17 protein-coding genes are annotated in these 24045 nt (G+C 66.3%); 12 read left to right on the forward strand and 5 right to left on the reverse strand.

Features of this window, described 5'->3' with window-relative positions; all coding sequences use genetic code 11:
- The 4 genes from ACTJI5_RS20935 to ACTJI5_RS20950 all read left to right on the forward strand — a co-directional run bounded on the left by ACTJI5_RS20935 (position 1) and on the right by ACTJI5_RS20950 (position 7246).
- Positions 1-1437 (forward strand): glycoside hydrolase family 125 protein, encoded by a 1437-nt coding sequence (locus tag ACTJI5_RS20935; protein WP_440861680.1) that lies wholly within the window; start codon positions 1-3, stop codon positions 1435-1437.
- Between the two features lie 11 nt (positions 1438-1448).
- A complete protein-coding gene (locus tag ACTJI5_RS20940) occupies positions 1449-3779 on the forward strand; it encodes a GH92 family glycosyl hydrolase (protein ID WP_440861662.1) in 2331 nt (776 codons plus the stop codon).
- 150 nt (positions 3780-3929) lie between these two features.
- Positions 3930-4850 carry an ROK family protein gene (locus ACTJI5_RS20945; RefSeq protein WP_440861663.1) on the forward strand — a complete coding sequence of 307 codons (921 nt, stop codon included), beginning with the start codon at positions 3930-3932 and terminating at the stop codon, positions 4848-4850.
- A 74-nt stretch (positions 4851-4924) separates the two neighbouring features.
- A complete protein-coding gene (locus ACTJI5_RS20950) occupies positions 4925-7246 on the forward strand; it encodes a GH92 family glycosyl hydrolase (protein ID WP_440861664.1) in 2322 nt (773 codons plus the stop codon).
- A 99-nt stretch (positions 7247-7345) separates the two neighbouring features.
- Here ACTJI5_RS20950 and ACTJI5_RS20955 read toward each other — a convergent pair whose 3' ends face one another.
- Complete coding sequence (locus ACTJI5_RS20955; protein ID WP_440861665.1) at positions 7346-8935, reverse strand: Na+/H+ antiporter; 1590 nt, start codon at positions 8933-8935, stop codon at positions 7346-7348.
- Between the two features lie 382 nt (positions 8936-9317).
- On the opposite strand from ACTJI5_RS20955, the gene ACTJI5_RS20960 reads away from it, so the two are divergent.
- The 3 genes from ACTJI5_RS20960 to ACTJI5_RS20970 all read left to right on the forward strand — a co-directional run bounded on the left by ACTJI5_RS20960 (position 9318) and on the right by ACTJI5_RS20970 (position 12827).
- Entirely contained in the window at positions 9318-10094 is a 777-nt protein-coding gene (locus ACTJI5_RS20960) for an SDR family NAD(P)-dependent oxidoreductase (protein ID WP_440861666.1), read from the forward strand.
- A complete protein-coding gene (locus tag ACTJI5_RS20965; protein ID WP_440861681.1) occupies positions 10088-10879 on the forward strand; it encodes an enoyl-CoA hydratase/isomerase family protein in 792 nt (263 codons plus the stop codon). The genes ACTJI5_RS20960 and ACTJI5_RS20965 overlap by 7 nt, the downstream gene beginning before the upstream one ends.
- A 106-nt stretch (positions 10880-10985) precedes the next feature.
- Positions 10986-12827, forward strand: a complete 1842-nt coding sequence (locus tag ACTJI5_RS20970) for an arylsulfatase (RefSeq protein ID WP_440861667.1) — start codon at positions 10986-10988, stop codon at positions 12825-12827.
- On the opposite strand, the gene ACTJI5_RS20975 is transcribed toward ACTJI5_RS20970, so the two are convergent.
- Together ACTJI5_RS20975 and ACTJI5_RS20980 are read right to left on the reverse strand one after the other, a co-directional pair.
- Complete coding sequence (locus tag ACTJI5_RS20975; protein ID WP_440861668.1) at positions 12747-13685, reverse strand: formylglycine-generating enzyme family protein; 939 nt, start codon at positions 13683-13685, stop codon at positions 12747-12749. The two genes, ACTJI5_RS20970 and ACTJI5_RS20975, sit on opposite strands and share 81 nt — an antisense overlap.
- On the reverse strand, positions 13685-14311 hold the full coding sequence (locus tag ACTJI5_RS20980) for a TetR/AcrR family transcriptional regulator (protein ID WP_310251700.1): 627 nt from the start codon (positions 14309-14311) through the stop codon (positions 13685-13687). The genes ACTJI5_RS20975 and ACTJI5_RS20980 overlap by 1 nt, the downstream gene beginning before the upstream one ends.
- A gap of 121 nt (positions 14312-14432) precedes the next feature.
- Between ACTJI5_RS20980 and ACTJI5_RS20985 the strand changes: the two genes are divergently transcribed.
- Positions 14433-16079 carry a sulfatase-like hydrolase/transferase gene (locus ACTJI5_RS20985; RefSeq protein ID WP_440861669.1) on the forward strand — a complete coding sequence of 549 codons (1647 nt, stop codon included), beginning with the start codon at positions 14433-14435 and terminating at the stop codon, positions 16077-16079.
- On the opposite strand, the gene ACTJI5_RS20990 is transcribed toward ACTJI5_RS20985, so the two are convergent.
- A complete protein-coding gene (locus ACTJI5_RS20990; protein WP_440861670.1) occupies positions 16076-17653 on the reverse strand; it encodes a winged helix-turn-helix domain-containing tetratricopeptide repeat protein in 1578 nt (525 codons plus the stop codon). The genes ACTJI5_RS20985 and ACTJI5_RS20990 overlap by 4 nt on opposite strands.
- Before the next feature lie 108 nt (positions 17654-17761).
- On the opposite strand from ACTJI5_RS20990, the gene ACTJI5_RS20995 reads away from it, so the two are divergent.
- Together ACTJI5_RS20995 and ACTJI5_RS21000 are read left to right on the forward strand one after the other, a co-directional pair.
- The gene (locus ACTJI5_RS20995; RefSeq protein ID WP_440861671.1) at positions 17762-18640 is read left to right on the forward strand and encodes a class I SAM-dependent methyltransferase; all 879 of its coding nucleotides are present in this window, start codon (positions 17762-17764) and stop codon (positions 18638-18640) included.
- 146 nt (positions 18641-18786) lie between these two features.
- Entirely contained in the window at positions 18787-19629 is an 843-nt protein-coding gene (locus ACTJI5_RS21000) for an amidohydrolase family protein (RefSeq protein WP_439513041.1), read from the forward strand.
- Here ACTJI5_RS21000 and ACTJI5_RS21005 read toward each other — a convergent pair.
- Positions 19626-20693, reverse strand: a complete 1068-nt coding sequence (locus ACTJI5_RS21005) for a YeiH family protein (RefSeq protein ID WP_440861672.1) — start codon at positions 20691-20693, stop codon at positions 19626-19628. The two genes, ACTJI5_RS21000 and ACTJI5_RS21005, sit on opposite strands and share 4 nt — an antisense overlap.
- 206 nt (positions 20694-20899) lie before the next feature.
- Here ACTJI5_RS21005 and ACTJI5_RS21010 point away from each other — a divergent pair, with 206 nt between their 5' ends.
- Both ACTJI5_RS21010 and ACTJI5_RS21015 read left to right on the forward strand, forming a co-directional pair.
- Positions 20900-21904, forward strand: a complete 1005-nt coding sequence (locus ACTJI5_RS21010; RefSeq protein ID WP_093511885.1) for a LacI family DNA-binding transcriptional regulator — start codon at positions 20900-20902, stop codon at positions 21902-21904.
- 265 nt (positions 21905-22169) lie between these two features.
- The gene (locus ACTJI5_RS21015; RefSeq protein ID WP_440861673.1) at positions 22170-23978 is read left to right on the forward strand and encodes an ABC transporter ATP-binding protein; all 1809 of its coding nucleotides are present in this window, start codon (positions 22170-22172) and stop codon (positions 23976-23978) included.
- The last annotated feature ends 67 nt before the right edge of the window (positions 23979-24045 follow it).

The following is a 24045-nucleotide window of genomic DNA, read 5'->3' on the forward strand; positions in this document are numbered from 1 at the left end:
ATGACCCCCAACCGCCGCGAGATCATGGCCGGTGCCGGCGCGCTCGCGCTGGCCGCCGCGATGCCCGCCGCCGCACGCGCCGCCGGCGCGTTCGCCAGCAAGCGCCCCGCACCCGCCCAGCGCGCCTTCACCAGCCCCGCGATCGAGGCCGAGATTTCGCGCGTGAAGGCGAAGATCGCCGACCCCGAACTCGCCTGGCTGTTCGAGAATTGCTACCCGAACACGCTCGACACGACGGTGCAGACGGGCACGCTCGACGGCCGCCCCGACACCTTCGTCATCACCGGCGATATCGAGGCGATGTGGCTGCGCGACAGCTCGGCGCAGGTGCAGCCCTATATCCACCTCGTCGCCAAGGACGCGAAGCTCAAGCGCCTGTTCCAGGGGCTGATCCAGCGGCAGGCGCGCTGCATCCTGATCGATCCTTATGCCAATGCGTTCGACAAGGATCCGACCGCGCCTTCGAAGCTCGAATGGTCGCAGACCGACAAGACCGAGATGAAGCCGGGGGTCGCCGAGCGGAAATGGGAAATCGACTCGCTCTGCTACGCGATGCGGCTGTCCCACGAATATTGGACGCGCACGAAGGACAAGGCGCCGTTCGACGACACATGGTCGCGCGCGATGAAGCTCGCGGTCGCGACCTTCCGCGAACAGCAGCGCAAGGACGGCCCCGGCCCGTACAGCTTCCAGCGCCCCGCGCTCCAGCCCACCGACAGCCTGATGCTGAGCGGTTATGGCGCACCGACGAAGAAGGTCGGGCTGATCCACTCGATGTTCCGCCCGTCGGACGATGCGTGCCTCTATCCTTTCCTGATCCCGTCGAACCTGTTCGCGGTGTCGGTGCTGCGCAAGATCGCGGCCGTTCACCGCGAGGCGCGCGGCGACAATGCCGCAGCGACCGAAGCCGAAGCGCTCGCTGCCGAGGTCGACGCCGCGCTGAAGGCGCACGCGCTGATCGACGACGGCAAGGGCGGTCAGGTCTGGGCCTATGAGATCGACGGCTTCGGCAACTATGTCTTCATGGACGACGCCAATGTGCCGAGCCTGTCGGGGCTGCCGCTGATAGACGTCGTCGACAAGAACGACCCGATCTTCCTTCGCACCGCGGCGCTCGCCTGGTCCGACCGCAACCCCTATTTCTTCAAGGGCACGGCGGCCGAAGGGATCGGCGGCCCGCATATCGGCCTCGACATGATCTGGCCGATGTCGATCATCACCCGCGCGATGAACGCCGACGACGATGCGACGATCCTGCAATGCCTGCGCTGGCTCAAGACGACGCACGGCGGCACCGGCTTCATGCACGAAAGCTTCCACAAGGACGATCCGAAGAACTTCACGCGGAGCTGGTTCGCGTGGGCGAACGCGCTGTTCGGCCAGCTGATCGTCGAGGTCGCCGACAAGCGCCCGGCGCTGCTGGCGCGGCCGCTGTGATGAGGGATAGAATGATTACCACGAGCCGCCGCCAGCTTCTCGCCACCACGGGCCTGCTCGCGCTCGGCGGCGCGATCCCTGCCGGCTGTTCGCGCGCCGCGGGCGAAGCGCTCGCGATTGGCAAGCCGAACCTCTTCATCGGCACCGGCGGGCACGGCCACACCTTTCCCGGCGCGTCGCTGCCGTTCGGGATGGCGCAGCTCAGCCCCGATACGAACACGCATGGTTGGGACGCCTGCTCGGGCTATCATCAGAAAGATGGCTCGATCATGGGGTTCAGCCACACGCATCTGTCGGGCACGGGCATCGGCGACATGCTCGACATCCTCGTGGTGCCGACGCGGCGCGAACTGAAGCTCGAACCCGGCACGATCGAGAAACCGGGCGAGGGCTACCGCCAGCGCTATTCGGACGAACATGCCGAGCCCGGCTATTACCGCGTGAAGCTCGAGACCGGGGTGCTCGCCGAACTCACCGTCACCGAACGCTGCGGACTGCACCGCTATCGTTTCGGCCAGGGGCCGGGGCATATCCTGATCGATTTCGCGCACGCGATCGAGGATGACTGGGACAAGGGCATCGTCGTCGAGGACGCGTCGCTCGACCTTGGCGACGACGGCATGCTGACCGGCGGCCGGCAGGTCAATCGCTGGGCCAAGGGCCGGCGCATCCATTTCGCAATGCAGATGTCGCGGCGGCCCGATCGCGTGCAGTTCTTCGGCGACGACGGCAAGCCCGCCCCCGACGGCGCGACGTCGATCAAGGGCAACAAGCTGAAGGTCGCCTTCTTCTTTGACGATGCCGGTGGCCCGCCGGTCCTGATCAAGACCGGCCTCTCGGCGGTCGATGTCCAGGGCGCGCGCGATGCGCTGGCGCAGGAGGTTCCGGCCTGGGACTTCGACGGCGCGGTCAAGGCCGCGCGCGGCACCTGGGCGAAGGCGCTTGGCGGCATCCGCGTGTCGGGCGGCACCGAGGCGCAGCGCACGATCATGACGAGCGCGCTCTATCACGCGCAGCTCGCGCCGACGCTCTTCACCGATCGCGACGGGCGTTATGTCGGGCTCGACCGGCAGGTGCATGAGGCGGCGAAAGGCGAGGAGGCGTTCAGCACTTACTCGCTATGGGACACCTATCGTGCGCTCCATCCGCTGCTGACCTTGATCGATCCTGCGCGCGCCGCGCTGCTCGTGCGCGACATCTGCCGCCAGACCGCGCAGAGCCCGGCAGGGCCGCTCGTCTGGCCGCTGCAGGGGGTCGAGACCGCGTGCATGATCGGCTGGCACGGCGTGTCGGTGCTCGCCGAGGCGCACGCCAAGGGCATCAAGGCCGATTATGCCGCCGCCTGGCCGAACATCCGCCGCCGCGCCTTCGACCGCGATTACAAGGACATCGACAGCACGCTCGGCCGCGGCTTCTATTACGACCTCGGCTACATCCCGTGCGACGAGGTGTGGGAATCGGTCAGCCGGACGCAGGAATATGCCTATGACGACTGGGCGATGGCGCACCTCGCCGATGCGGTCGGCGCTAAGGACGACGCGGCGGCGCTGCGCAAGCGCGCGCAAAATTACCGCGGCGTCATCGACCCCGAAACCCGCTTCGCGCGCCCGCGCTTCAAGGACGGCAGCTGGTGGAAGGATTATGACCCCGTCCAGATCGGCCATAACGTCAAGAAATGGCGCGACTATACCGAGGCGAACGGCTGGCAGGCGACCTTCCTCAACCAGCACGACATCTATGGGCTGATCGAGCATTTCGGCGGCGACGCGGCGTTCGAAAAGCAGCTCGACGCGCTGTTCAACGCGCCCTCGACCTTGCCCGACAATGCGCCGCCCGACATTTCGGGATTGGTCGGCCAATATGCGCACGGCAATGAGCCGAACCACCATGTCGCCTATATGTACGCCTATTGCGGCGCGCCCGCGAAGGCGCAGGCGATGATCCGGCGCTTGCTCGTCGAAATGTACAAGAACGACCCCGACGGCGTGATCGGCAACGACGACTGCGGCCAGATGAGCGCGTGGTTCATCCTCTCGGCGCTCGGCTTCTACCCCGTCGATCCGGTGAGCGCGATCTACGTCTTCGGATCGCCGCTGTTCGACGTCGCCGAGGTGACGGTGGGGGCGGGCAAGACGCTGACCGTCCGCGCCGAGGGCAATGGCGCCGACCGGCCCTATGTTCAATCGGTCACCTGGAACGGCAAGCCGTGGAGCAAGAACTGGATCGCGCACGCCGACCTGATCGGCGGCGGCGAACTCGTCTTCGAAATGGGCGCCAAGCCGTCAGCGTTCGGCACCGCGAAGGCCGACCGTCCGCCCTCCTTCGGTTCTGCCCCCGCGTGAAGCAAATTGGCGACAAGTTTTTGGTAACGAAAATAAAATGATAAGAACGGAATGCGTTGTGAAATCTCTCCAAATCCCGACACGTTCGGCCTTGCGCTGCGGCCCGGTGCCCTTCACAAACCTCAGCGATCGAGCGAAGGGGTGGCGCTGATGGATGGTCCCGTAACAGAGCGCGGCGAAGCGCGCCTGTTCGCCGGCGTCGAGCTCGGCGGCACCAAATGCATCGTCACGCTTGCCGCAGGGCCGGGCGACATTCGCGACCAGCGGACGATCGCGACGACCGTGCCGTGGGAAACGCTGCCCGCGATCAAGGCGGTGCTCGACGAGTGGGCCGGGTCGCATGGTTTCTGCGGTCTCGGCATCGCATCCTTTGGTCCGATCAGGCTCGACCCCGCCAAGGCCGGCTATGGTCAGATCGGCGCGACGAACAAACCCGATTGGGAGGGCGCCGACCTGCTCGGGCCGCTGCAATCGGCCTTCGGCGTTCCCATCGGGTTCGACACCGACGTCAACGGCGCCGCACTCGCTGAAATTCGCTGGGGCAGCGGGCGCGGTCTCGAGGATTTCGCTTATGTCACCGTCGGCACCGGCGTCGGGGTCGGGTTGATCGTCCATGGCAAGCCGACGCGCGGCTTCAGCCACAGCGAGATCGGCCATGTCCTGGTGCCGCGCCTGAAGGGCGACGAGACGCCGAGCGTGTGCCGCTTCCACGACGATTGCGTCGAGGGGCTCGCCTCGGGCACCGCATTGAATGCGCGGCTGAACGGGCGGCCGATGGCGGAGGTTGCGGCCGACGACCCGGTCTGGGAACCGATCGTGCACACGCTTGCGTCGATGGTTCATTCGCTCGCCTGCACGACCGGCCCGATGCGGGTCGCGATGGGCGGCGGCGTGCTTGCCGGCCAGCCGCAATTGCTTCCCCGGATCAACGCGAAGCTCGAAGCGAGCCTCTCGGGCTATATGCAGATTCCGGGTGACGGTGCTTATGTCACCGCACCCGAACTCGGGACGATGGCGGGACCGCTCGGTGCGATCGCACTGGCGATGGACGCGGTGGGCGCGCCCGCATGAGCCGCGACGGCGGCGTAGCGATATCTGTCCTTTCGCCGTTGGACAGCGCGCGCGCCCGGCGGCACAAGGGCGCGATGAAACGCCTGTCCGCCGCTGCCGCGCTGCTCGCCCTTATGCCGATCCAGTCCTTCGCCGAGCAGCCGGCGCCCGATCCGCTGGGCTTCGTCGACCCGATGATCGGCACCGGTCCCGAAGGCCATACTTTCCCCGGCGCGACCGCGCCCTTCGGCATGGTGCAACTGTCGCCCGACACCGACGCGACGTGCCAGATCCGCGACTGCTACGATCACGCCGCGGGCTACAGCTACAACGACCCTACGATTCAGGGGTTCAGCCACACCCACTTCTCGGGCGCGGGCCATTCGGACCTCGGCGATATCCTCGTCATGCCGCAGGCCGGCGAGGTCAAACTCGATCCGGGCGATCCGAAACAGCCCGGTTCGGGCTATCGCCAGCGGTTCGACCATGCGACCGAAAAGGCGAGCCCCGGCTATTATGCCGTCACGCTCGCCGATAGCGGCATCCGCGCCGAACTCACCGCGGGCACGCGCGTCGGCGTCCATCGCTACAGCTTCCCCGCGGGCAAGCAGGCGCACCTGCTGCTCGACCTCCGCTCGTCGCTCTACGACTATCCGGGCAAGATCCTCTGGTCGGGGCTGCATCTCCGACCCGACGGCACGCTCACCGGCTTCCGCGAGACGCGCGGCTGGGCGCCGGGGCGCAAGCTCTTCTTCGCGATGCGCTTCTCGGCGCCGCTCAAGGCCCACGCCTTCATCGATCGCGACGAGAAGGTCGCGTACAAGGGCTTCCAGGCGCCGGGCCGCGGCAGCGACGCGCTCGCCGAAAAGCTCGGCAAGGCGCTCGAAGCCCGGCTCGATTTCGGCGCGCTGACAAGCCCGCTCGAAGTCCGCGTCGCATTGTCGGGTGTCGACGAGGCCGGCGCGATCGCCAACCTCGATGCAGAAGGCACGGGCTTCGATGCCATCCGTGCCCGCACCGAAGGCGAATGGCGCAAAGCCCTAGGCGCACTCGAAATCGAGGCGCCCGCGCCGATGCGCACCAATCTCTACACCGCGCTCTATCACAGCCTGCTCGCGCCGAGCGTGTGGAGCGACGTCGACGGGCGCTATCGCGGCCCCGACGATCAGGTCCACGCCGCGAAGGATTTCACCTTCCGCTCGACCTTTTCGCTCTGGGACACGTTCCGCGCGCAGCACCCGCTGCTGACGCTCGTCCAGCCCGGCGAAACCAACAGCGACATCGTCAAATCGCTCGTCGCGAGCCGCAAGGTGAGCCCGCACGGCATCCTGCCCGTGTGGCAGTTCCACGGGCGCGAAACCTGGACGATGATCGGCTATCACGCCGTCCCGGTGATCGCCGACGCCTATATGAAGGGCGTGGGCGATTTCGACGCGAACGAAGCGCTCGATGCTATGGTCGCGAGCGCCGAATACGCCCCCTATGGCGGGCTCGGCGATTATATGAAGCTCGGCTATGTCGCGATCGACCGCGAGCCCGAGGCAGCGTCGAAGACAGTCGAATATGCCTATGACGACTGGACGATCGCGCGGATGGCCGAGAAGATGGGGCGGAAGGAGATTGCCGACCGCTTCTACAAACGCGCGGGTTACTGGCGGAACAGTTTCGATGCCAAGACCGGCTGGCTGCGCGCGCGCAAGGCCGACGGCAGCTTCCGCACCCCCTTCGATCCGACCGCGATCAACTATGGCTCGGACTATACCGAGGGCAATGCCTGGCAGTACAGCTGGTTCGTCCCGCAGGATCAGGCCGCGCTCTTCCGCATCCTCGGCGGCGATGCGAAGACGATCGCGAAGCTCGACGCGATGTTCGATTACGACAATTCAAAGCTCGACTATAGCCATGCCGAGGATATCGCCGGGCTGATCGGCCAATATATCCACGGCAACGAGCCGAGCCATCACGTCGCCTATCTCTATGCCTATGCCGGCGCGCCGTGGCGGACGCAGGAGCGGCTGAAGCAGATCGTCGACAGCCAGTATAAGCCGACCCCCGACGGCCTGTCGGGCAACGACGACCTTGGTCAGATGTCGGCGTGGCTCGTCTTCACCGGTCTTGGTTTCTATCCGGTCGCGCCGGGGTCAAACCAATATGTGATCGGGCGGCCCTTCGTCGACCGCGCGGTGCTGAACCTGCCCGGCGGCAAGCGCTTCACCGTCGAAACGGCGGGGCTTTCCGATGCGAACCGCTACGTCGGCAAGGTCGAGCTCAACGGTAAGCCGCTGACGCGCAGCTGGATTTCGGACGCCGAAATCCGCAGCGGCGGCACGTTGCGCTTCACGATGCAGGCAAAGCCCGACACCGCGTGGGGCAAGGCGCCGGGCGCGCGGCCCTATTCGCAGTCGACCGCGCGCTAGAGCGTTTTCAAGTCAGGTGGAATCACCTGACGACTCAGAAAACGCGGTAAAACTAGAATCTAGAGTGCCGGTTTTGATTCAATCAAAACCGAACGCACTCTAGGTCTGTTCGCCGAACTGCAGCGTCATCGCCAGTTCCTCGACGTCGAGGTCGCGTTCGAGTTCGTGAAGAACCTCGTCCTCGATCAGCCCGGCGCGATGGATACGGAGCAGCTCGGCGCGCCCGGCGGCGATCGCCTGCAGCAGGACGTCGAAATGCGAGCGTAGCCCGTCCATCGCCGTGCTGGCGTCGGCCTCGTACCGCTCCATGAAATTCATCCGCTTGCGATGTTCTTCGAGCATCATCGGATGGATCAGCGTGCCATTCTCGTCATAAGCGAGCCGCTCGATCACCGCGAACCGCGCGCGCGCCATCGCGGCTTCGGCAGCGGGCAGCGCCATTTTTGCGGGCGGATCGGTGTCGACGGGTTTGACCGCGCGGATGAGCATCCCGAGGCTCGACCCCTGCGCGACGACGGTCACAAAGATCACCGCGAACGCGCAAATCAGCATCAGGTCGCGCCCGGGCATGTCGACGGGCAGGGTCAGCGGCACCGCCAGCGTCACGACGCCGCGCATCCCGGCCCAGCTCAGCACCGTCGCCTGCCGCCAGCCCAGCGGCCGCGCGCGTTCCAGTCCGACCTTGCGGGCGATACCCAGAAGCGCCTCCGACCCGAAAATCCACACGAAGCGCGCGATGGTAACGGTGATCACGACCGCGGCGATCACGATGGTCCACGACAGCGGCATCGCCTCGATCCCGCCGATCCGTTCGATCACGCCGCGCAGCGAAAAGCCGATCAGGATGAAGACGAGCGCTTCGAGGACGAACACCATGATGAACCACCCCGAATTGGCGCGGAGGCGGACGTCGGCGGACAATATCTCATGCTGATACCAGCCCATCGCAAGGCCCGCGGTGACGGTCGCGATGACGCCTGACACATGCACGGCTTCACCGGCGATATAGGCGGCCCAGCACAGCAGGATCGTGACGAGCATGACGAGCATGCGGTCGTGGAGGCGCTTGGCGAGGAAAATCCACCCCGCGGCGACCAGCGCGCCGACGATCACCCCGCCGATCGCGACGAAGGCAAAGCTCTGGATCGCCTCGCCGGTGTGGAACACCCCGCTGAGCGTCGCGGCGACCGCGAAGCGGAAGAGGATGAGGCCGGTCGCGTCGTTGAGCAGGCTTTCGCCTTCGAGCAGGGCTTCGAGCCGGCGCGGCAAATGGACGCCCTTCAGCACCGCGCGCGCCGACACCGCGTCGGGCGGCGAGACGATCGCGCCAAGCGCGAAGCACGCCGCCCAGGGCAGTTCGGGCAAGATCATGTGGACGACCACGCCGACGACGAGCGTCGTGAACACTACCGCGCCCACGGCGAGCGACAGGATGCCGGGAAGGTGGCGGCGAAACCGGCCGAGCGCGGTGAAATAGGCGCCGTCCATCAACAGCGGCGGCAGGAACAGCACGAGCGCGAGTTCGGGGTCGAGCGAGATCGCCGGCAACCCCGGGATGAAAGCGAGCGCGCCGCCGCCGACAAGGAGCGCGGTCGCGGGCGGCCAGCGCAGCTTCAGCGCCAGCCAGTGCAGCCCGATGACGAGCGCGAGCAGCCCGAGGACGAGTTCGAAGGTTTCGACGGGGTGCATTGCTCAGGTCCGGTCCATGGCGTCGCCGAACGGTGCTGACATATGGAGGCCCCTTGTTTCGTCCAATCCGACGAGGCCATTTGTGACGGCGTTTGCCGCCGAGTTCAATGCTGGAGATTGGGCAAGCTCAAAAGCTTGGCGGCCTTCGCGACGGGGGTAAGCCATGCCGGGCTGCGGAATGCGAAAGGAGGAACCTTTATCCCCCGCCCGCCGCGCTCGGCAGCTGCGACGGGGGATGAGGTTTGGTGTGCACATGAGAACATTAGGAGAACAAAATATGTTCGTCAACCTGTTTCTTGCGGTTTTTCAGCGAGGCCGCGCGTCCGGTTGACGCGAACGTCAATCAGGGTCAATGCATAGCAAACGAAGGAAAGGGAGTGTGATGGCGGAACAACCGAAATTCGACCTGACGGGACGCGTGGCGCTGGTGACCGGGGCGTCATCGGGCCTCGGTGCGGGCTTTGCGAAGGCGCTGGCGGCGGCGGGAGCGAAGGTCGTGCTCGCCGCGCGGCGCGCCGACAAGCTGGCCGAGCAGGTCGCCGCGATCGAAGCCGCGGGCGGGCAGGCGATCGCGGTCAGCATGGACGTCACCGACGAGGCATCGACGATCGCCGCCTATGACGCCGCCGAGGCGGCATTCGGCACCGTCGACACGATTGTCGCCAACGCCGGCGTCGCGACCGAGAAGATGGCGATGAGCCTGTCGGTCGCCGACGTCGATTTCCTGCTCGCGGCCAATGTCCGCGGTGTCTTCCTGACCGCGAACGAGGGCGCCAAGCGGCTCGATAAGGCGGGCAGCCGCGAAAAGCAGCATGGCCGCATCGTCCTCATCGGCTCGATCACCGCCGAAAAGGTTTTTCCCGCGACCTCGGTCTATGGCGCGACCAAGGCGGCGGTGCGCCACCTCGGGAAAGCGCTCGCGCGCGAATGGGCGCGGCGCGGGATCAGCGTCAATGTGATCCAGCCCGGCTATTTCGAATCCGAAATGACCGCCGAATTGTTCGAGGGCGACGTCGGCGCGGCGATGGTCAAGAGCTTCCCGCGCCAGCGGATGCGTCCGCCGAGCGACCTCCACGCGCCGCTGCTGCTCCTCTGCTCCGACGCCGCGATGGGCATCACCGGCAGCGTGATCACCGTCGACGACGGGCAGACATTGTGACCGAGCTGCTGATCGAGGCGCGCGGCGCGGTCGAGATCGCGACGCTCAACCGCCCCGAACGCCTCAATGCGCTGAACGAGGCGCTGGTCGACGAGCTCAACGCCTATTTCGGCGGGCTTGCGGAGCGCCCCGACGTGCGCGTCGTCATCCTGCGCGGCGCGGGGCGCGGCTTCTGCGCCGGGCTCGATATTCAGGAGGACCGGTCGAGTGACGAAACGCCCGTGCTCCGCACGCTGCGCACCCAGACGCGCATCGGCAATATCTATCGCAAGATGCGCGCCTGTCCGCAGCCGATCATCGCGCTCGGCCATGGCGCGGCGGCGGGCGGCGGCCTGTCGCTGTTGCTCGCATCGGACGTGCGCTATGCCTCGCCCTCGTTCAAGGCGAACGCCGCCTATATCCGCATCGGCCTTGGCGGCTGCGACATGGCGTCGAGCTATTTCCTCCCGCGCCTCGTCGGCGCGAGCCTCGCGTCCGAGATGATCCTGACCGGCCGCTTCATCGATGCCGAGCGCGCGCTGCGCGCGGGCCTCGTCAGCGAGGTCGTCGAAGAAGAGGCATTACTCGGCCGCGGCCTCGCGCTCGCCGACGAGATGCTGGCGACGTCGCCCTATGGCCTGCGCCTCTCGAAACAGGCGCTGAACCTCAACCTCGATGCGCCGAGTCTCGACGCGGCGATGGCGATCGAGGACCGCCAGCAGGTCATCCTTTCGGCGACCGATGACCACCGCGAAGCGCTCGCCGCCTTCCTCGAAAAGCGCGCTCCCGACTATCGCGAGCGATAAGGTTAAGGCTTCCGTATCACCCCCATTGACTCGCGAATATATTGACATAGTAAGTGCCATATCCCGAGGGGGTGGGAGTGATGGCAGTACGCAGGAGGACCACTAAATGCCGGGTCGCTTAGGCGGGTCCCGGCGTGCTGCCATCATCATTATCGGCGCCCTGATCACCATCGCGCCCGCGCAGGCGCAGCGCGCTCCATCCGCGCCAAAGCACCCCAACATCGTTATCCTGCTTGCCGACGACTGGGGCTTTTCGGACGTCGGTTCGTTCGGTTCCGAAATCGCGACGCCGAACATCGACGCACTGGCAAAAGCGGGGATGCGCTTCTCGAACTTTCATGTCGCGGGGTCGTGCTCGCCGACGCGCGCGATGCTCCAGACGGGGGTGATGAACCACCGCAATGGGCTCGGTAACATGCCCGAGACGATCCCCGACGAGCATCGCGGCAAGCCCGGTTACGACACGGTGATGAACCTGCGCGTCGTCACGATCGCGCAGCTTCTGAAGGCGGCGGGTTACCGCACCTACCTCACCGGCAAATGGCACCTTGGCAGCGACGCGAAGCGCCTGCCGCACGCGCGCGGCTACGACCGTGCCTACAGCCTCGCCGATGCCGGCGCCGACAATTTCGAACAGCGCCCGATCGAGGGCATGTACGATACCGCCGCCTGGACCGAGAATGGCAAGCCCGCGACGCTGCCCAAGGATTATTACAGCTCGCATTTCGTCGTGCAGCGGATGATCGATTATATCGAGGCCGACCGCAAAAGCGGCAAACCCTTCCTCGCCTCGATCAACTTCCTCGCCAACCATATCCCGGTGCAGGCGCCCGACAGCGACATCGCGCTTTATTCGGCGATGTACAGCGACGGCTGGACAGCGCTCCGCGCCGCGCGGGCGAAGCGCGCGGCGGCGCTCGGCATCGTGCCCGCGGGCGTGCCGATCGTGACGATGGCGACGACGCCCGATTGGAAAAAACTCGACGCCGAAGAGCGCGCCGCCGCGGTGCGCGTGATGCAGGCCTATGGCGGGATGGCGACCGCGATGGACCGCGAGGTCGGCCGCCTCGTCGCGCATCTCAAGGCCACGGGCGATTATGAGAACACGATCTTCGTCTTCCTCTCGGACAATGGCGCCGAGCCGACCAATCCGTTCAACAGCCTGCGCAACCGCCTGTACCTCGACATGCAGTACGACCTCGCGACCGCGAACATCGGCCGGCGTGGCAGTTTCGCCGCGATCGGTCCCGGCTGGGCGAGCGCCGCGGCGTCGCCCCTGTCGGGGTACAAGTTCAGCGCCACCGAAGGCGGGCTGCGCGTTCCGCTGATCATCGCCTGGCCGGGCCACGCCGAGATCCGCGCGGGCGCGATCAGCAACGGCCTCGCGCATGTCACCGACATTATGCCGACGCTCACCCAGCTTGCCGGCGTGCCGGGCCACGGCGGAAGCTGGCAAGGCAAGGCGGTCGAACCCGTCACCGGGCGCAGCCTTGTCCCCATGTTGAAAGGCGGGGCGGGCAGCGTCCATGGCGACGCGCCGCTCGGTTACGAACTGTCGGGCAATGCGGCGCTGTTCCGCGGCGATTACAAGCTGGTGCGCAACCTCGCGCCGACCGGCGACGGCAGATGGCGCCTGTTCAATCTCAAGACCGACCCCGGCGAAACGCGCGACCTGGCCGCGGCCGACCCCGCCCGTTTCACCGCGATGATGACCGACTACCGCGCCTATGCGAAGGCGAACGGCGTGCTCGACATGCCCGCGGGCTACACCGCCGACGAACAGATCAACGCCTATGCCTTCGAGCAACAGGGCAAGCCGCGGCTGATCCGCCTCGGCCTGTGGGTTGGCGGGATCGCCGTGCTGCTGTCAGCCCTTGTCTGGGGCCTTCGCCGCCGGCGCCGGGCGCGCCGTATCGATCAGGCGAAAGCCGATATGGTCGGTGCCTAGGCTGCGTTCCTGGAACTGGCGCGCCGCGGGACGATAACGCGCGCAATAATTGGCGGCGCACAGGAAGCTGCCGCCCTTGATCACATTGCTCTCGCCGCCCGCCTTGTTCGTCGTCCATTCCCACACATTGCCGATCAGGTCGTGGACGCCATGCCGGTCGGCGGGGAAGCAGGCGACCGGCGCGCGACCGGTAAAGCCGTCGGTGCCGAGGTCGCGCGCCGGAAAGGCGCCCTGATAATAATTGGCCAGCGGCTTGCCCGCCTTGTCGACCGGGACATTGCGGTCGGCGCCGCCGGTTGCGGCGGCCAGCTCCCACTGCTCCTCGCTCGGCAGCGCCTTGCCCTTCCATTTGGCATAGGCGAGCGCGTCGTCATAACCGATCTGCACCACCGGGTCGCGGCCGCGTCCGTCGATATTCGTCTTGGGGCCTGCCGGATGCCGCCATTCGGCGCCGACGACCCAGCGCCACCAGTTCGGATTGCCGTCGGTCGGCGCGGTGAACACCGCCGAGCCCGGGATCAGCATTTCGGGCGGTGCGCCGGGCAGCTTCGGCGGGTCCTGCTCGGCGAGCGTCTTGTACCCCGTCGCTTTCACGAATTCGGCGAACTCGGCGTTGGTGACCTCGTGCGTCGACATCCAGAAGCCCGCGACGGTCGCGTCGCGCGCCGGGCCTTCTTCGGGCAGGTGTGCGTCGGCGCCCATCGCAAAGGTCGCGCCCGGGATCCACACATAATGTTCTGCGGGGATCGCCGGACATTCGGGCGCCTTCGCTTCGGCAAGCGGCGCATCCTTCGCTTCGCCGCACGCCGCGAGCGCGCCGAGCATTGCGAGCGACAACAGGACCGAAGCTTCGCGCATCAATCTTCTTCGACGATCGTGGTCATCACCGCTTCGACCATCTGCCCCATCACCGTCCCGGCCTCTTCGGCCGACAGGCTCTGGTCGTGGCGCAGCGTGCGCCAGGTCTGGAAGGACAGCGCGGCGCACAAAGCCTCGACGCCGATCCGGTCGGCGCGGACCGAAGCGGGGAGCAGGCGGACGATCAGCTCGCGCTCGAGCATCACGACGCGGCTATATTGTCCCATCAGGAAGGGCGACTGGTAACGCTTGATGTTGGCGGCAAGGCGGAAGGGCAGCGTCGCCTCGAACACGTCGACCCGCCGGCGGACGAGTTCCCCCATATTGGCGCGCCACGGCTGGTCGGGATAGGGCGCCACGACGATCGGCATCACGCGCTCGGTGATTGTCGCCGTGATCTCGGCATAAAGCGCGTCCATATCGTCGAAATGGCGGAATACGGTGCGCAGACCGATGCCCGCCTCTTCGGCGACGCGCGCCGCGCTCGGCGACAGGTCGCCCGCGACGATCAGCTCCATCATCGCCTCGACGATGCGCTTGTGGCTCGACCGCCCGCGTTCGCGGCGGCCGTCGACCCTGCCGGGCTCGATCTTTGGCGCGTCTATCTTCTTCACCCCTGTCGTCATGACCTCTCTGCTGGCCCGGCTTGGCGCCGGGGTCAAACAATCTTGCGTATCGGCCAATATAGTGACACATATAGTGTCAATAGTTTTGCAGCAAGCCGAGCGCATGGATTAGGGGCCGAAGATGAAGAAAACATGGGTTGCTCTGTGCGTAGTGGCCGCCGTCGGCGCGGGCGGATATTGGGCCTATGAGGCGAATAAATACAAGCTTCCGGGTATCGTTCAGGACTGGAAGGATCCGGTGCAGCCGAACCGCGCGGTCGTGTGGCAGCAGGGTCCGGCGAAGGCGCATGCCACTCCGCCGGGGGGCAAAAGTCTGCCCAACATCATCCTGATCGTCGCCGACGATCTCGGTTACAACGACATCAGCCTCAATGGCGGCGGGGTCGCGGGCGGGATCGTCAAGACGCCGAATATCGACGCGATCGCGCGCGAAGGAATCAACTTCACCACCGCCTATGCCGCGAACGCGACCTGCTCGCCGTCGCGCGCGGCGATGATGACGGGACGCTACCCGACGCGCTTCGGTTTCGAATATACGGCGGTGCCGGTCGAGTTCGCCGAAAGCGTTTCGCACGGCGAGGGGATCGGGCCGCACAAGGCGATCTTCCACAAAGGCCTGATCACGCCCGACATCCCCGCCTATCCCGACATGGGCGTGCCCGCCAAGGAAGTGACGATCGCCGAGGCGGTCAAGGCTGCGGGTTATCACACGCTCCACATCGGCAAATGGCATCTGGGCGAGGCGCCGGCGCTGCAACCGCACGCGCAGGGCTTCGACGAAAGCCTTGCCGTGCTCGGCGGCGCGGCGATGTTTCTGCCCGAGGATGACGCCGATGCGGTGAATGCGAAGTTGCCGTGGGACCGCATCGACCATTTCCTGTGGGCCAATTTGCGCCATGCCGTGACCTTCAACGGCGGCAAACGCTTCCATCCCAAGGGCCATATGACCGACTATTTCGCCGATCAGGCGATCGCGGCGATCGAGGCGAACCGGAACCGGCCCTTCTTCCTCTATCTCGCGTTCAACGCCCCGCACACGCCGTTTCAGGCGACGAAAGCGGACTATGCAAAGCTCCCGCAGATCAGGGACCACAAGACGCGCGTTTACGGTGCGATGATCGCGCAGCTCGACCGCCGCATCGGCGACGTGATGGCAAAGCTGAAAGAAGCGGGGATCGACGACAATACTCTCGTGATTTTCACCAGCGACAATGGCGGCGCCTGGTACACGGGCATCGACAACTTGAACGCACCCTATCGCGGATGGAAGGCCACTTTCTTCGAAGGCGGCATCCGCACCCCCTTCTTCATGCGCTGGCCGGGGCATATCGCGCCCGGATCGACGCGCGCCGACGTAACGGGGCATATCGACCTGTTCTCAACCATCGCGGCCGCGGCGGGCGCGAAGGTGCCGGCCGACCGGATCGTCGACAGTGAGGATATATTGACGGGCCCCGCAAAGCGCACGGCGCTCTATTGGCGCTCGGGCGATTATCGCGCCGTGCGCGCGGGCGACTGGAAATTGCAGGTGACGAAGCGGCCCGAAAAGGCGCGCCTCTATAATCTCGCGGTCGATCCGACCGAACGGCGCGACCTGTCGGCAAGCGAGCCACAGCGCGTCGCCGAGCTTCGCGCGATGATCGACGCGCAGAACAAAGGCATGGCCAAGCCCATCTGGCCGGGGTTGGTCGAAGCGCCGGTGCGGATCGACGTGCCGCAGAATGCGCCGTGGAAAGACGGCCAGGATTATGTCTACTGGACGAACTAAAGCCCGGTGCCCTGTAGCGCCCGCTCGATCATCTCGCGTTCGCTCGTCGCGGCAAAGGGGAAGGATCGCAGGAAAGTCCCCCGCGACACTTGCGGGTCGAGTTGCCGCGCCCGCCCGATCCACTGCGCCGCGCGCTCGTGATTGCCCGACGCCTCGGCGGCGATCGCCGCGATCACCGCGATATGCTTGTGCGCGCCGGGCGACTGCGCGGCGCGCTCGCCCCAGTCGATTGCGCTCTGATGGTCGCCGCGCATCAAAGCACTGACCGAGCGCACCCCCAGCATCGCATAGCGCAGCGGATCGAGCGGACTCAGGCGCAGCGCCAGTTCGGCATGTTCGTCGCTGTGGCCGATGTCGCATTGCGTCATCTCGGCCCAGGCTTTCGAATAGATCGCCTGCGCATAATTGGGGCTGAGCGCGATCGCCGCCGACAGCCGCTCCATGCTTTCGGGTACCGCATCGGCAAACCACAGCGATCGACCGAGGTTGAGGTGCGCGAAGGGATCGAGCGGATCGAGCTGCACCGCGCGCTCGGCGAGCGACCGCGCCTGCTCCGCCATCGCGTCGGGGTCGCCCGAATATTGCAGGAAGCAATCCTGAAAGCGCGTGAAGGACAGCCCCGACAGCGCGCGCGAGAAATTGGGGTCGCGTGCCAGCGCTTGCGCGAACAAGCCGGCCGCGCGCGCATTGTCCGACCGGTTGAAGCGGAACATATGGTCGAGCCCGAGATGATAGGACGACCAGGCGTCGAGCCCGGACTCGGGCATGCGGCGCGCTCGCTCGACTTCGTTCTGGACGATCCGCGTTTCGAGGTTGGCGATCACGGCGCCAAGCACCTCGCAGCGCAGCTCGTGCAATGCCTCGCGGCCGGCGGTGAAGCGGTCGGCCCACACCACCGCGCTGTCACTCGTTCGTGCAAGGCTGACCGAGAGGATGACGCGTCCGGCGGCTTCCTCGAGCGTCCCGGTCAGGCAATAGCGGACACCCAGCGCGGCGCCGACCTGTTCGCAGCCCGCCTCCTGCCCGCGAAAACGGAAGGTCGACGTGCGCGCGATCACGAGCAACCAGCGCAGCCGCGACAAGTCACCGATCAGCTCGTCGGCCAGCGCATCGGCGACGACCGACAGCGGGCCGGGACCGCCGACGAGATGGAAGGGAAGGACCGCGATCGACGGCCGTTCCTCGGCGGCGGGGGCTGATCGATCGGCGGCGGGTTCGGCGAACCGCCGCACGGGAGCAGGCGCCTGTTCGAACAGGACCTGCGCGCCGAACCGGAATCCCTTGCCGTGGACGGTGCGGATGACGCGCTGTTCCTTGCCGTCGTCGCCCAGCGCCTGCCGCGCCGCCTTGACGCGCGAGGCGACCGCGGCTTCGGACACGATCCGGCCGCCCCAGATCTTCTCGATAATCTCGTCCTTGCTGACGAGGCGGTCGGCATTGCTGGCAAGCAGGATCAGCAGCGACAGCACCTGCGGCTCCAGATGCTTCGCGTGCCCGTGCTCGCGCAGTTCGAACTTGCCCGGATCGAGCTCGAAGCCTTCAAAGCGGTAGATCAGGGCGGCGCCGAACGACAAGCCAGCATTTCTCCATAACTTCTCCATGCCGTCTTCAAGCATGGGACCACGGAAAGCCTATTCAGCGTCATATCGAACCGGCACCCGGTTCCGTTCAAGGAGGCTATCGTGACGCTCGCAACAACCAGGCCGGAAACGGCGCCTACCGCGCCGCAAACCGAAAATCTATCAACGACGGGTAACCCGAACAAGGCTCTTTGGGAGAAGGGAGATTTTACCCGTCTCGCGGCGTGCATGCGCGAAAGCGGCGATGCGCTGATCGAGAGCCTCGGCGTGCATGCCGGGCTCGACGTGCTCGACCTCGGCTGCGGCGACGGCACGACCGCGCTGCCGTCGGCCGCCCGCGGCGCGACGGTGCTCGGCGTCGACATCGCATCGAACCTCGTCGCCGCCGGCAATGTCCGCGCCCGCGAAGCCGGCCTGTCGAACCTGCGCTTCGAGGAGGGCGACGCCTCGCATCTCGATGCGCTCGCCGATAACAGCTTCGATCTCGTCGTCAGCATCTTCGGTGCGATGTTCGCGCCGCGGCCGCTCGACACCGCGGCCGAAATGGTCCGTGTGACGCGCCCCGGCGGGCGCATCGTGATGGGCAACTGGATCCCCGGCGATCCGACCCTCATCGCGCATGTGCTCAAGATTTCTGCCGCTTACACCCCGCCGCCGCCCGAAGGCTTCGTCAGCCCGGTGACCTGGGGACAGGAAGAGGCGGTGCGCGAACGTTTCGCCGCCGCGGGCATCGCGCAGGACCGGATCAGCTGCGAACGCGCGACCTACACCTTCCGCTATGCGGGAAGCCCACGCGAATTCCTCGCGATCTTCCGCGACTATTACGGCCCGACGATGAACGCCTTCGCCGCCGCCGAGGCAAGCGGCCGCCGCGCCGAGCTTCAAACCGAACTCGAACAATTGTTCGAACGCGAAAATCGCGGCGGTGCCGATCGCACCGAAATTCCGGCGACCTATCTCAAGGTCACCGTCCGCAAATAAGACCCTGCCGATGCCGCTCCTGCATTCTCCCGGCGGGGGCGGCATCATGCATTTTTCTCTTCGAACAATGGCTTCCAAGGTAATTGGCCGAACGCCGGCTTTGTGGCAGGTGAGGGGTATCCAACCCTTTCCGTCCCGGAGCACCCATGCGAACCTTGCTGCTTTCGATTGTTCTTCTGGCGTCCGCCGCGCCCGCTTTTGCACAGGACGCCGTCGTCGACACCCACGTTCATCTGCACAAGGGCGAGGCATCGATTGCCGAATATCGCGCGCAGCTCAAAGCTGCGAACCAGCCGGTCACGGCGTTCGGCGCGATGTGGTTCGGCGGCCCCAATCAGGCGCTCGCGGGCAACCCCGCCGACATCGGCAAACGCAACGACGAACTGATCGCGCTCGCGGCAAAGAACCCCGATATGATCGCGATCGCGACCGTCCATCCCTATGACGGCGACGCCGCGCTCGCCGAAGTCGACCGCGTGGCCGCGCGCGGCGTCAAGCTGCTCAAGATTCACCCGCACACGCAGAAATTCGATGCCGCCGACCCGCGCGTGCTGACGCTCGTCAAGCGCGCGGGCGACCGGGGCATGATCGTCGTCATGGACAACGCGAGCATCGTCCCCAGCGACAATGAGAAACTCTTCAACCTCGCGCTCGCGGCGCCGAAGACGAAATTCATCTTCGGCCATATGGGCGGGCTTGGCTTCCGCTTCTGGAACATCCTCGCGCTCGCGCGCACCGCCGAAAATCTCTTCGCCGACAATATCTATTTCGACATTTCGGCGAGCGTCATCCTCGCCGCGGATTCGCCGATCGAGGCCGAATATGTCTGGACGATCCGCAACGTCGGCGTCGACCATGTGCTGATCGCGTCGGACTTCCCGCAAATTTCGCTACCCAAAACGCTTGAAGCCTTCGCCAAGCTCGACCTGACCGACGAGGAGCGCGCCAGGATCCGATCGGGCAATGCGCGAAAGCTGCTCGGGCTTTAGACGATCGCGAGCGCGAAGAGCAGCGACACGGCAAAGCTCGTCAACGAGGCCAGCAGCACGGGCACGCCCGCGCGCCAGCCCATCTCGAGCAGCAAGTCCATCCGCGTCCGCATCGCGGTCGCTGTCACCGCGAGCAGCAGCAGCGCCTTCGACGCGGTCAGCGCGCCGCCGCGCACCGCATCGGGGATCGGCGCAAGGCTGTTCAGCGTCACCATCGCAAAGAAAGCGACGATGAACCAGGGCAGGGCAAGGCGGCGCCAGATGCGCCCGTCGCTGCCGTCCTCGGGCTTGAGCAGCAGCCCGACGAGCGCCACCACGGGCGCGAGCAGCGCGACGCGCGCGAGCTTGACGATCGTTGCGCTCGCCCCCGCCGCGTCGGAAAAGGCATAGCCGCCGCTGATCGCCTGCGCGACATCATGGATCGACGCGCCGATCAGGAATCCCGCTTGCGCATCGCTCAGCCCGAACCGCGCGGCGAGCAGCGGATAGATGGTCATCGCGAGCGCGCTGGCGAGCGAGACGCCGACGAGGGTCAAGGCGAACTGCGCCTGCGACAGCCGCTGCCGCCCGATCACGCCATAGAGCGCCAGCGCCGCGCTCGCGCCGCAGATTGCGGTCGCACCGCCCGCGAGCAGCCCGGCGTAGGGGGATTGTCCCGAAATCCGCGCGCCCAGAAATCCCGCGCCCATCGTCAGTGTCATGATGATGATCAGCGCCGCGAACGGCACCGGCCCGAGCACCGCGATCTGCAGAAAGGTCACCTGCAGCCCGAGCACGACGATCCCGATGCGCAGGAAGGTGCGCGAAACGAAGTCGAGCCCGCGGTGCGTCGCCTCGTTCGTCGCGATGAAATTGAGCGCCAGCCCGACGAGCAGGCCGAGCAGGATGATCGGAAAACCATAATGGTCGGACAGCCATGCCGCGGCCGCCGATGCCACCGCGCAGGCGGCGAGACCCGGAAACAGGCGGCCTTTCGGCGCCGTGCCGGCCCTGGTCTGCGCGAGATGCAATTCGCCGAACAGGTCCCCGCCGCTCGGCAAATTGTTCCAATGCGCATGGCGCATCGATGTCAGATCGTTTCTGTCTAACGCTGTCATAAGATCGCGCCATATCGCCAACGCGGGCGCGGGCGCAAGGCTTCTCTTGCGGCGCGCGGCGCGACGCGCCAAAGCAGACAGCGCCAAAGAAGACAGCGGTGGTCAACAGGCCGAACGGGGAGATGCGCAGCCGTGACGAGGATTTTCCAGCCGGGTGCGGAGCGCAAGCGCGCATGACCCGGGCGACGATCAAGGATGTGTCGCGCGTCGCCGGCGTGTCGATCAAGACCGTCTCGCGCGTGCTCAACAAGGAACGCTATGTCAGCGACGACATGCGGCAAAAGGTCGAGGAAGCCGTCGCGCGCCTCAACTATCACCCGAGCCAGGCGGCGCGCACGCTCGCCGGAAAACGCTCGTTCCAGATCGGGCTGATCCACGACAACCCCAGCCCCTATTATATCTTCAACATGCAGGCGGGGGTCGGACAGCGCTGCCGCGAGGCCGACTTCCGCATGATCGTCCAGCCGTGCGACATCAACTCGCCCGGCCTCGTCGACGACATCGGCGCGCTGATCGATCAGGCGCAGCTCGACGGCATCATCATGACCCCCCCGGTGACCGACGTCGGCACCGCGCTCGCCGAGCTGTTCCGCCGCAAGATTCCTGTCGTGCGCGTCCAGCCGGGCACCGATTTGACCGCGACATCAGCGGTTTACATCGACAATGTGCAGGCGGCCGACGACATGACCGCGTACCTCATCTCGCTCGGCCACCGCCGCATCGGCTTCGTCACCGGGCACGGCAATTATTTCGCGAGCGGCCAGCGGCTGACCGGATATCGGCAGGCGCTCCAGCGCGCAGGCATCGGCTTCGACGCGGCGCTGGTCTTTCCGGGCCAGTTCGATTTCCAGTCGGGGACCGCCGCGGCCGAGGCGCTGCTGGCGCTCGACCAGCCGCCGACCGCGATCTTTGCGAGCAGCGACGATATGGCCGCGGGCGTCCTCGCCGCCGCGCACCGGCTGGGCGTCGCGGTGCCCGACCAGCTGTCGGTCGCGGGCTTCGACGACACCGACCTCGCGCAGGTCGTCTGGCCGTCGCTGACCACGATCCATCAGCCGATCCGCGACCTCGGCTACGCCGCCGCCGACCTGCTGCTCGAATTCGGCGAGACGATCGAGCGACGGCAGCTTCCGCACAAGCTGGTCGTGCGCGGCTCGACCGCGGCGCCGAAAGGCTGAGCGGGAGGGGCCGCCCCGGCCCGCCCATCGGGCGGAAAAGTCGGGACTTGCCAAGCAGATGGCAGGCCGGTACACCGGCCGTCCGTTCCAATGCGAAGAAAGGAGGGCGTAATGAAATTTTCGATCGCAGCATGCCCTCCCGGAAGGTTTAGAGCCTTCGAGCGCTTCGACCACTAGGTCCTGAAGCCTCCGTGATCCGGTTTTCCGACCCGATCGCCCCCTGATACAACGCTTTGGAGACGGCGCTTTCGCGCCGGTTCATGATATGACATCGACACCCGACACGGGCCGCGCGAATTCGATTCGCCGCGTCCTCGACTTCACTTTCCGCCACTGGGCCGTGCAGCGCGGGCGCGCCGCCTTCATCGCCCTGTTCATCACCGTCGCGACGGTCACCGAGATTTTCGTGCCGCTGTACGCCGGCCGGCTGATCGACGCGCTCGCCGCCGGCCGGCAGGACGGCGCGCTCGCGCTTTTCGCGGCGATGGCGGCGCTCGGCCTCGCGATGGTGATCCTCCGCCATTTCGCGTGGGCGGGCATCATCCCCTTCACGCTGCGCATGATGCAGGGCGTGACGCAGGGCAGCTTTCACCGCGTCCAGCGTTTCTCGACCGACTGGCACGCCAACGCCTTCGCCGGTTCGACGGTGCGCAAGATCACGCGCGGCATGTGGGCGTTCGACACGCTCAACGACGTGCTGCTGCTGCAGCTGCTGCCGTCGGCCGTCGTGCTTGTCGGCACGATGCTCCTCCTCGGCTGGCACTGGCCGGTGCTCGGGCTCGTCATGGGCATCGGCGCGGCGCTCTATGTCGCGATGACCGTCGCACTCGCCGCGCGCTGGGCCTCGCCCGCGGCGACGCTGTCGAACGCATGGGACACAAAGCTTGGCGGCCTCCTCTCCGACGCGATCGGTTCCAACGCCGTCGTCAAGGCGTTCGGCGCCGAGGACCGCGAGGAGGCGCGTGTCGGAACATTGCTCGCCAAATGGGCGAAGCGCACGCGGCGGACGTGGATGCGCTACACCTGGTCGGGCAGCGCCCAGATCCTGCTCCTCTGGGTTGTGCGCAGTGCGATCACCGGCGTCGCGCTGTGGCTGTGGTGGCGCGGCGCTGCAACGCCGGGCGACGTCGCCTTCGTGCTCACCAGCTATTTCGTCGTCCACGGCTATCTCGTCGACATCGGCTTCCATATCCATCACCTGCAACGCTCGGTGAACGAGATGGAGGAACTCGTCGATCTTCACGACCAGCCGCTGGGGATCGAGGACCGGGCGGGCGCCGCGCCGATCCGGATCGGCGCCGGCGAAATACGCTTCGACGATGTCACCTTCCGCTATGGCGGGCACGAAACGCCGCTCTACGAACATCTCGACGTCCTGATCCGGGGTGGCGAGCGGATCGGTCTTGTCGGCCATTCGGGATCGGGCAAGACGAGCTTCGTCAAACTCATCCAGCGCCTCTACGACGTGAACGAGGGGCGGGTGACGATCGACGGGCAGGATGTTTCGCACGCGACCCAACAGTCGCTGCGCGCGCAGATCGCGATCGTGCAGCAGGAGCCGATCCTGTTCCACCGCAGCCTTGCCGACAATATCGCCTATGCCCGCCCCGATGCGAGCCGGGCCGAGGTCGAGGCGGCGGCGCGGCTCGCCAACGCGCACGACTTCATCGCCCGGCTCCCGCGCGGTTACGCGACGCTTGTCGGCGAGCGCGGGGTCAAGCTGTCGGGTGGCGAGCGTCAGCGCGTGGCGCTCGCACGCGCCTTCCTCGCCGACGCGCCGATCCTGATCCTCGACGAGGCGACGTCGAGCCTCGATTCGGAAAGCGAGGCGCTGATCCAGCAGGCGATGGACCGGCTGATGAAGGGGCGCACCGCGATCGTCATCGCGCACCGCCTGTCGACAGTGCGCACGCTCGACCGAATCCTCGTGTTCGATCAGGGGCGGGTGATCGAGGATGGCAACCATGAAGCGCTGCTGGCCGATCCCGACGGTCAGTATCGCCGGCTGTTCGATCGGCAGTCGGGCAATATCATCGACGAGGATGACGAGGATCCGGCGTTGATCGACGCATAACGCCAAGCGGGCAGGCCACCGGTCGTTGTCCTTCGGGAAATGATCGGGAGCCTGCCCGCACCCCAGA

The sequence above is a fragment of the Sphingopyxis sp. 22461 genome (assembly GCF_052044915.1).
GTDB lineage: Bacteria > Pseudomonadota > Alphaproteobacteria > Sphingomonadales > Sphingomonadaceae > Sphingopyxis.

Coding starts and splice junctions, on each gene's coding strand:
- ACTJI5_RS20935 (WP_440861680.1), top strand. CDS start 1: ATGACCCCCAACCGCCGCGAGATCATGGCCGGTGCCGGCGCGCTCGCG.
- ACTJI5_RS20940 (WP_440861662.1), top strand. CDS start 1,449: ATGATTACCACGAGCCGCCGCCAGCTTCTCGCCACCACGGGCCTGCTC.
- ACTJI5_RS20945 (WP_440861663.1), top strand. CDS start 3,930: ATGGATGGTCCCGTAACAGAGCGCGGCGAAGCGCGCCTGTTCGCCGGC.
- ACTJI5_RS20950 (WP_440861664.1), top strand. CDS start 4,925: ATGAAACGCCTGTCCGCCGCTGCCGCGCTGCTCGCCCTTATGCCGATC.
- ACTJI5_RS20955 (WP_440861665.1), bottom strand. CDS start 8,935: ATGCACCCCGTCGAAACCTTCGAACTCGTCCTCGGGCTGCTCGCGCTC.
- ACTJI5_RS20960 (WP_440861666.1), top strand. CDS start 9,318: ATGGCGGAACAACCGAAATTCGACCTGACGGGACGCGTGGCGCTGGTG.
- ACTJI5_RS20970 (WP_440861667.1), top strand. CDS start 10,986: ATGCCGGGTCGCTTAGGCGGGTCCCGGCGTGCTGCCATCATCATTATC.
- ACTJI5_RS20975 (WP_440861668.1), bottom strand. CDS start 13,685: ATGCGCGAAGCTTCGGTCCTGTTGTCGCTCGCAATGCTCGGCGCGCTC.
- ACTJI5_RS20980 (WP_310251700.1), bottom strand. CDS start 14,311: ATGACGACAGGGGTGAAGAAGATAGACGCGCCAAAGATCGAGCCCGGC.
- ACTJI5_RS20985 (WP_440861669.1), top strand. CDS start 14,433: ATGAAGAAAACATGGGTTGCTCTGTGCGTAGTGGCCGCCGTCGGCGCG.
- ACTJI5_RS21000 (WP_439513041.1), top strand. CDS start 18,787: ATGCGAACCTTGCTGCTTTCGATTGTTCTTCTGGCGTCCGCCGCGCCC.
- ACTJI5_RS21005 (WP_440861672.1), bottom strand. CDS start 20,693: ATGCGCCATGCGCATTGGAACAATTTGCCGAGCGGCGGGGACCTGTTC.
- ACTJI5_RS21010 (WP_093511885.1), top strand. CDS start 20,900: ATGACCCGGGCGACGATCAAGGATGTGTCGCGCGTCGCCGGCGTGTCG.
- ACTJI5_RS21015 (WP_440861673.1), top strand. CDS start 22,170: ATGACATCGACACCCGACACGGGCCGCGCGAATTCGATTCGCCGCGTC.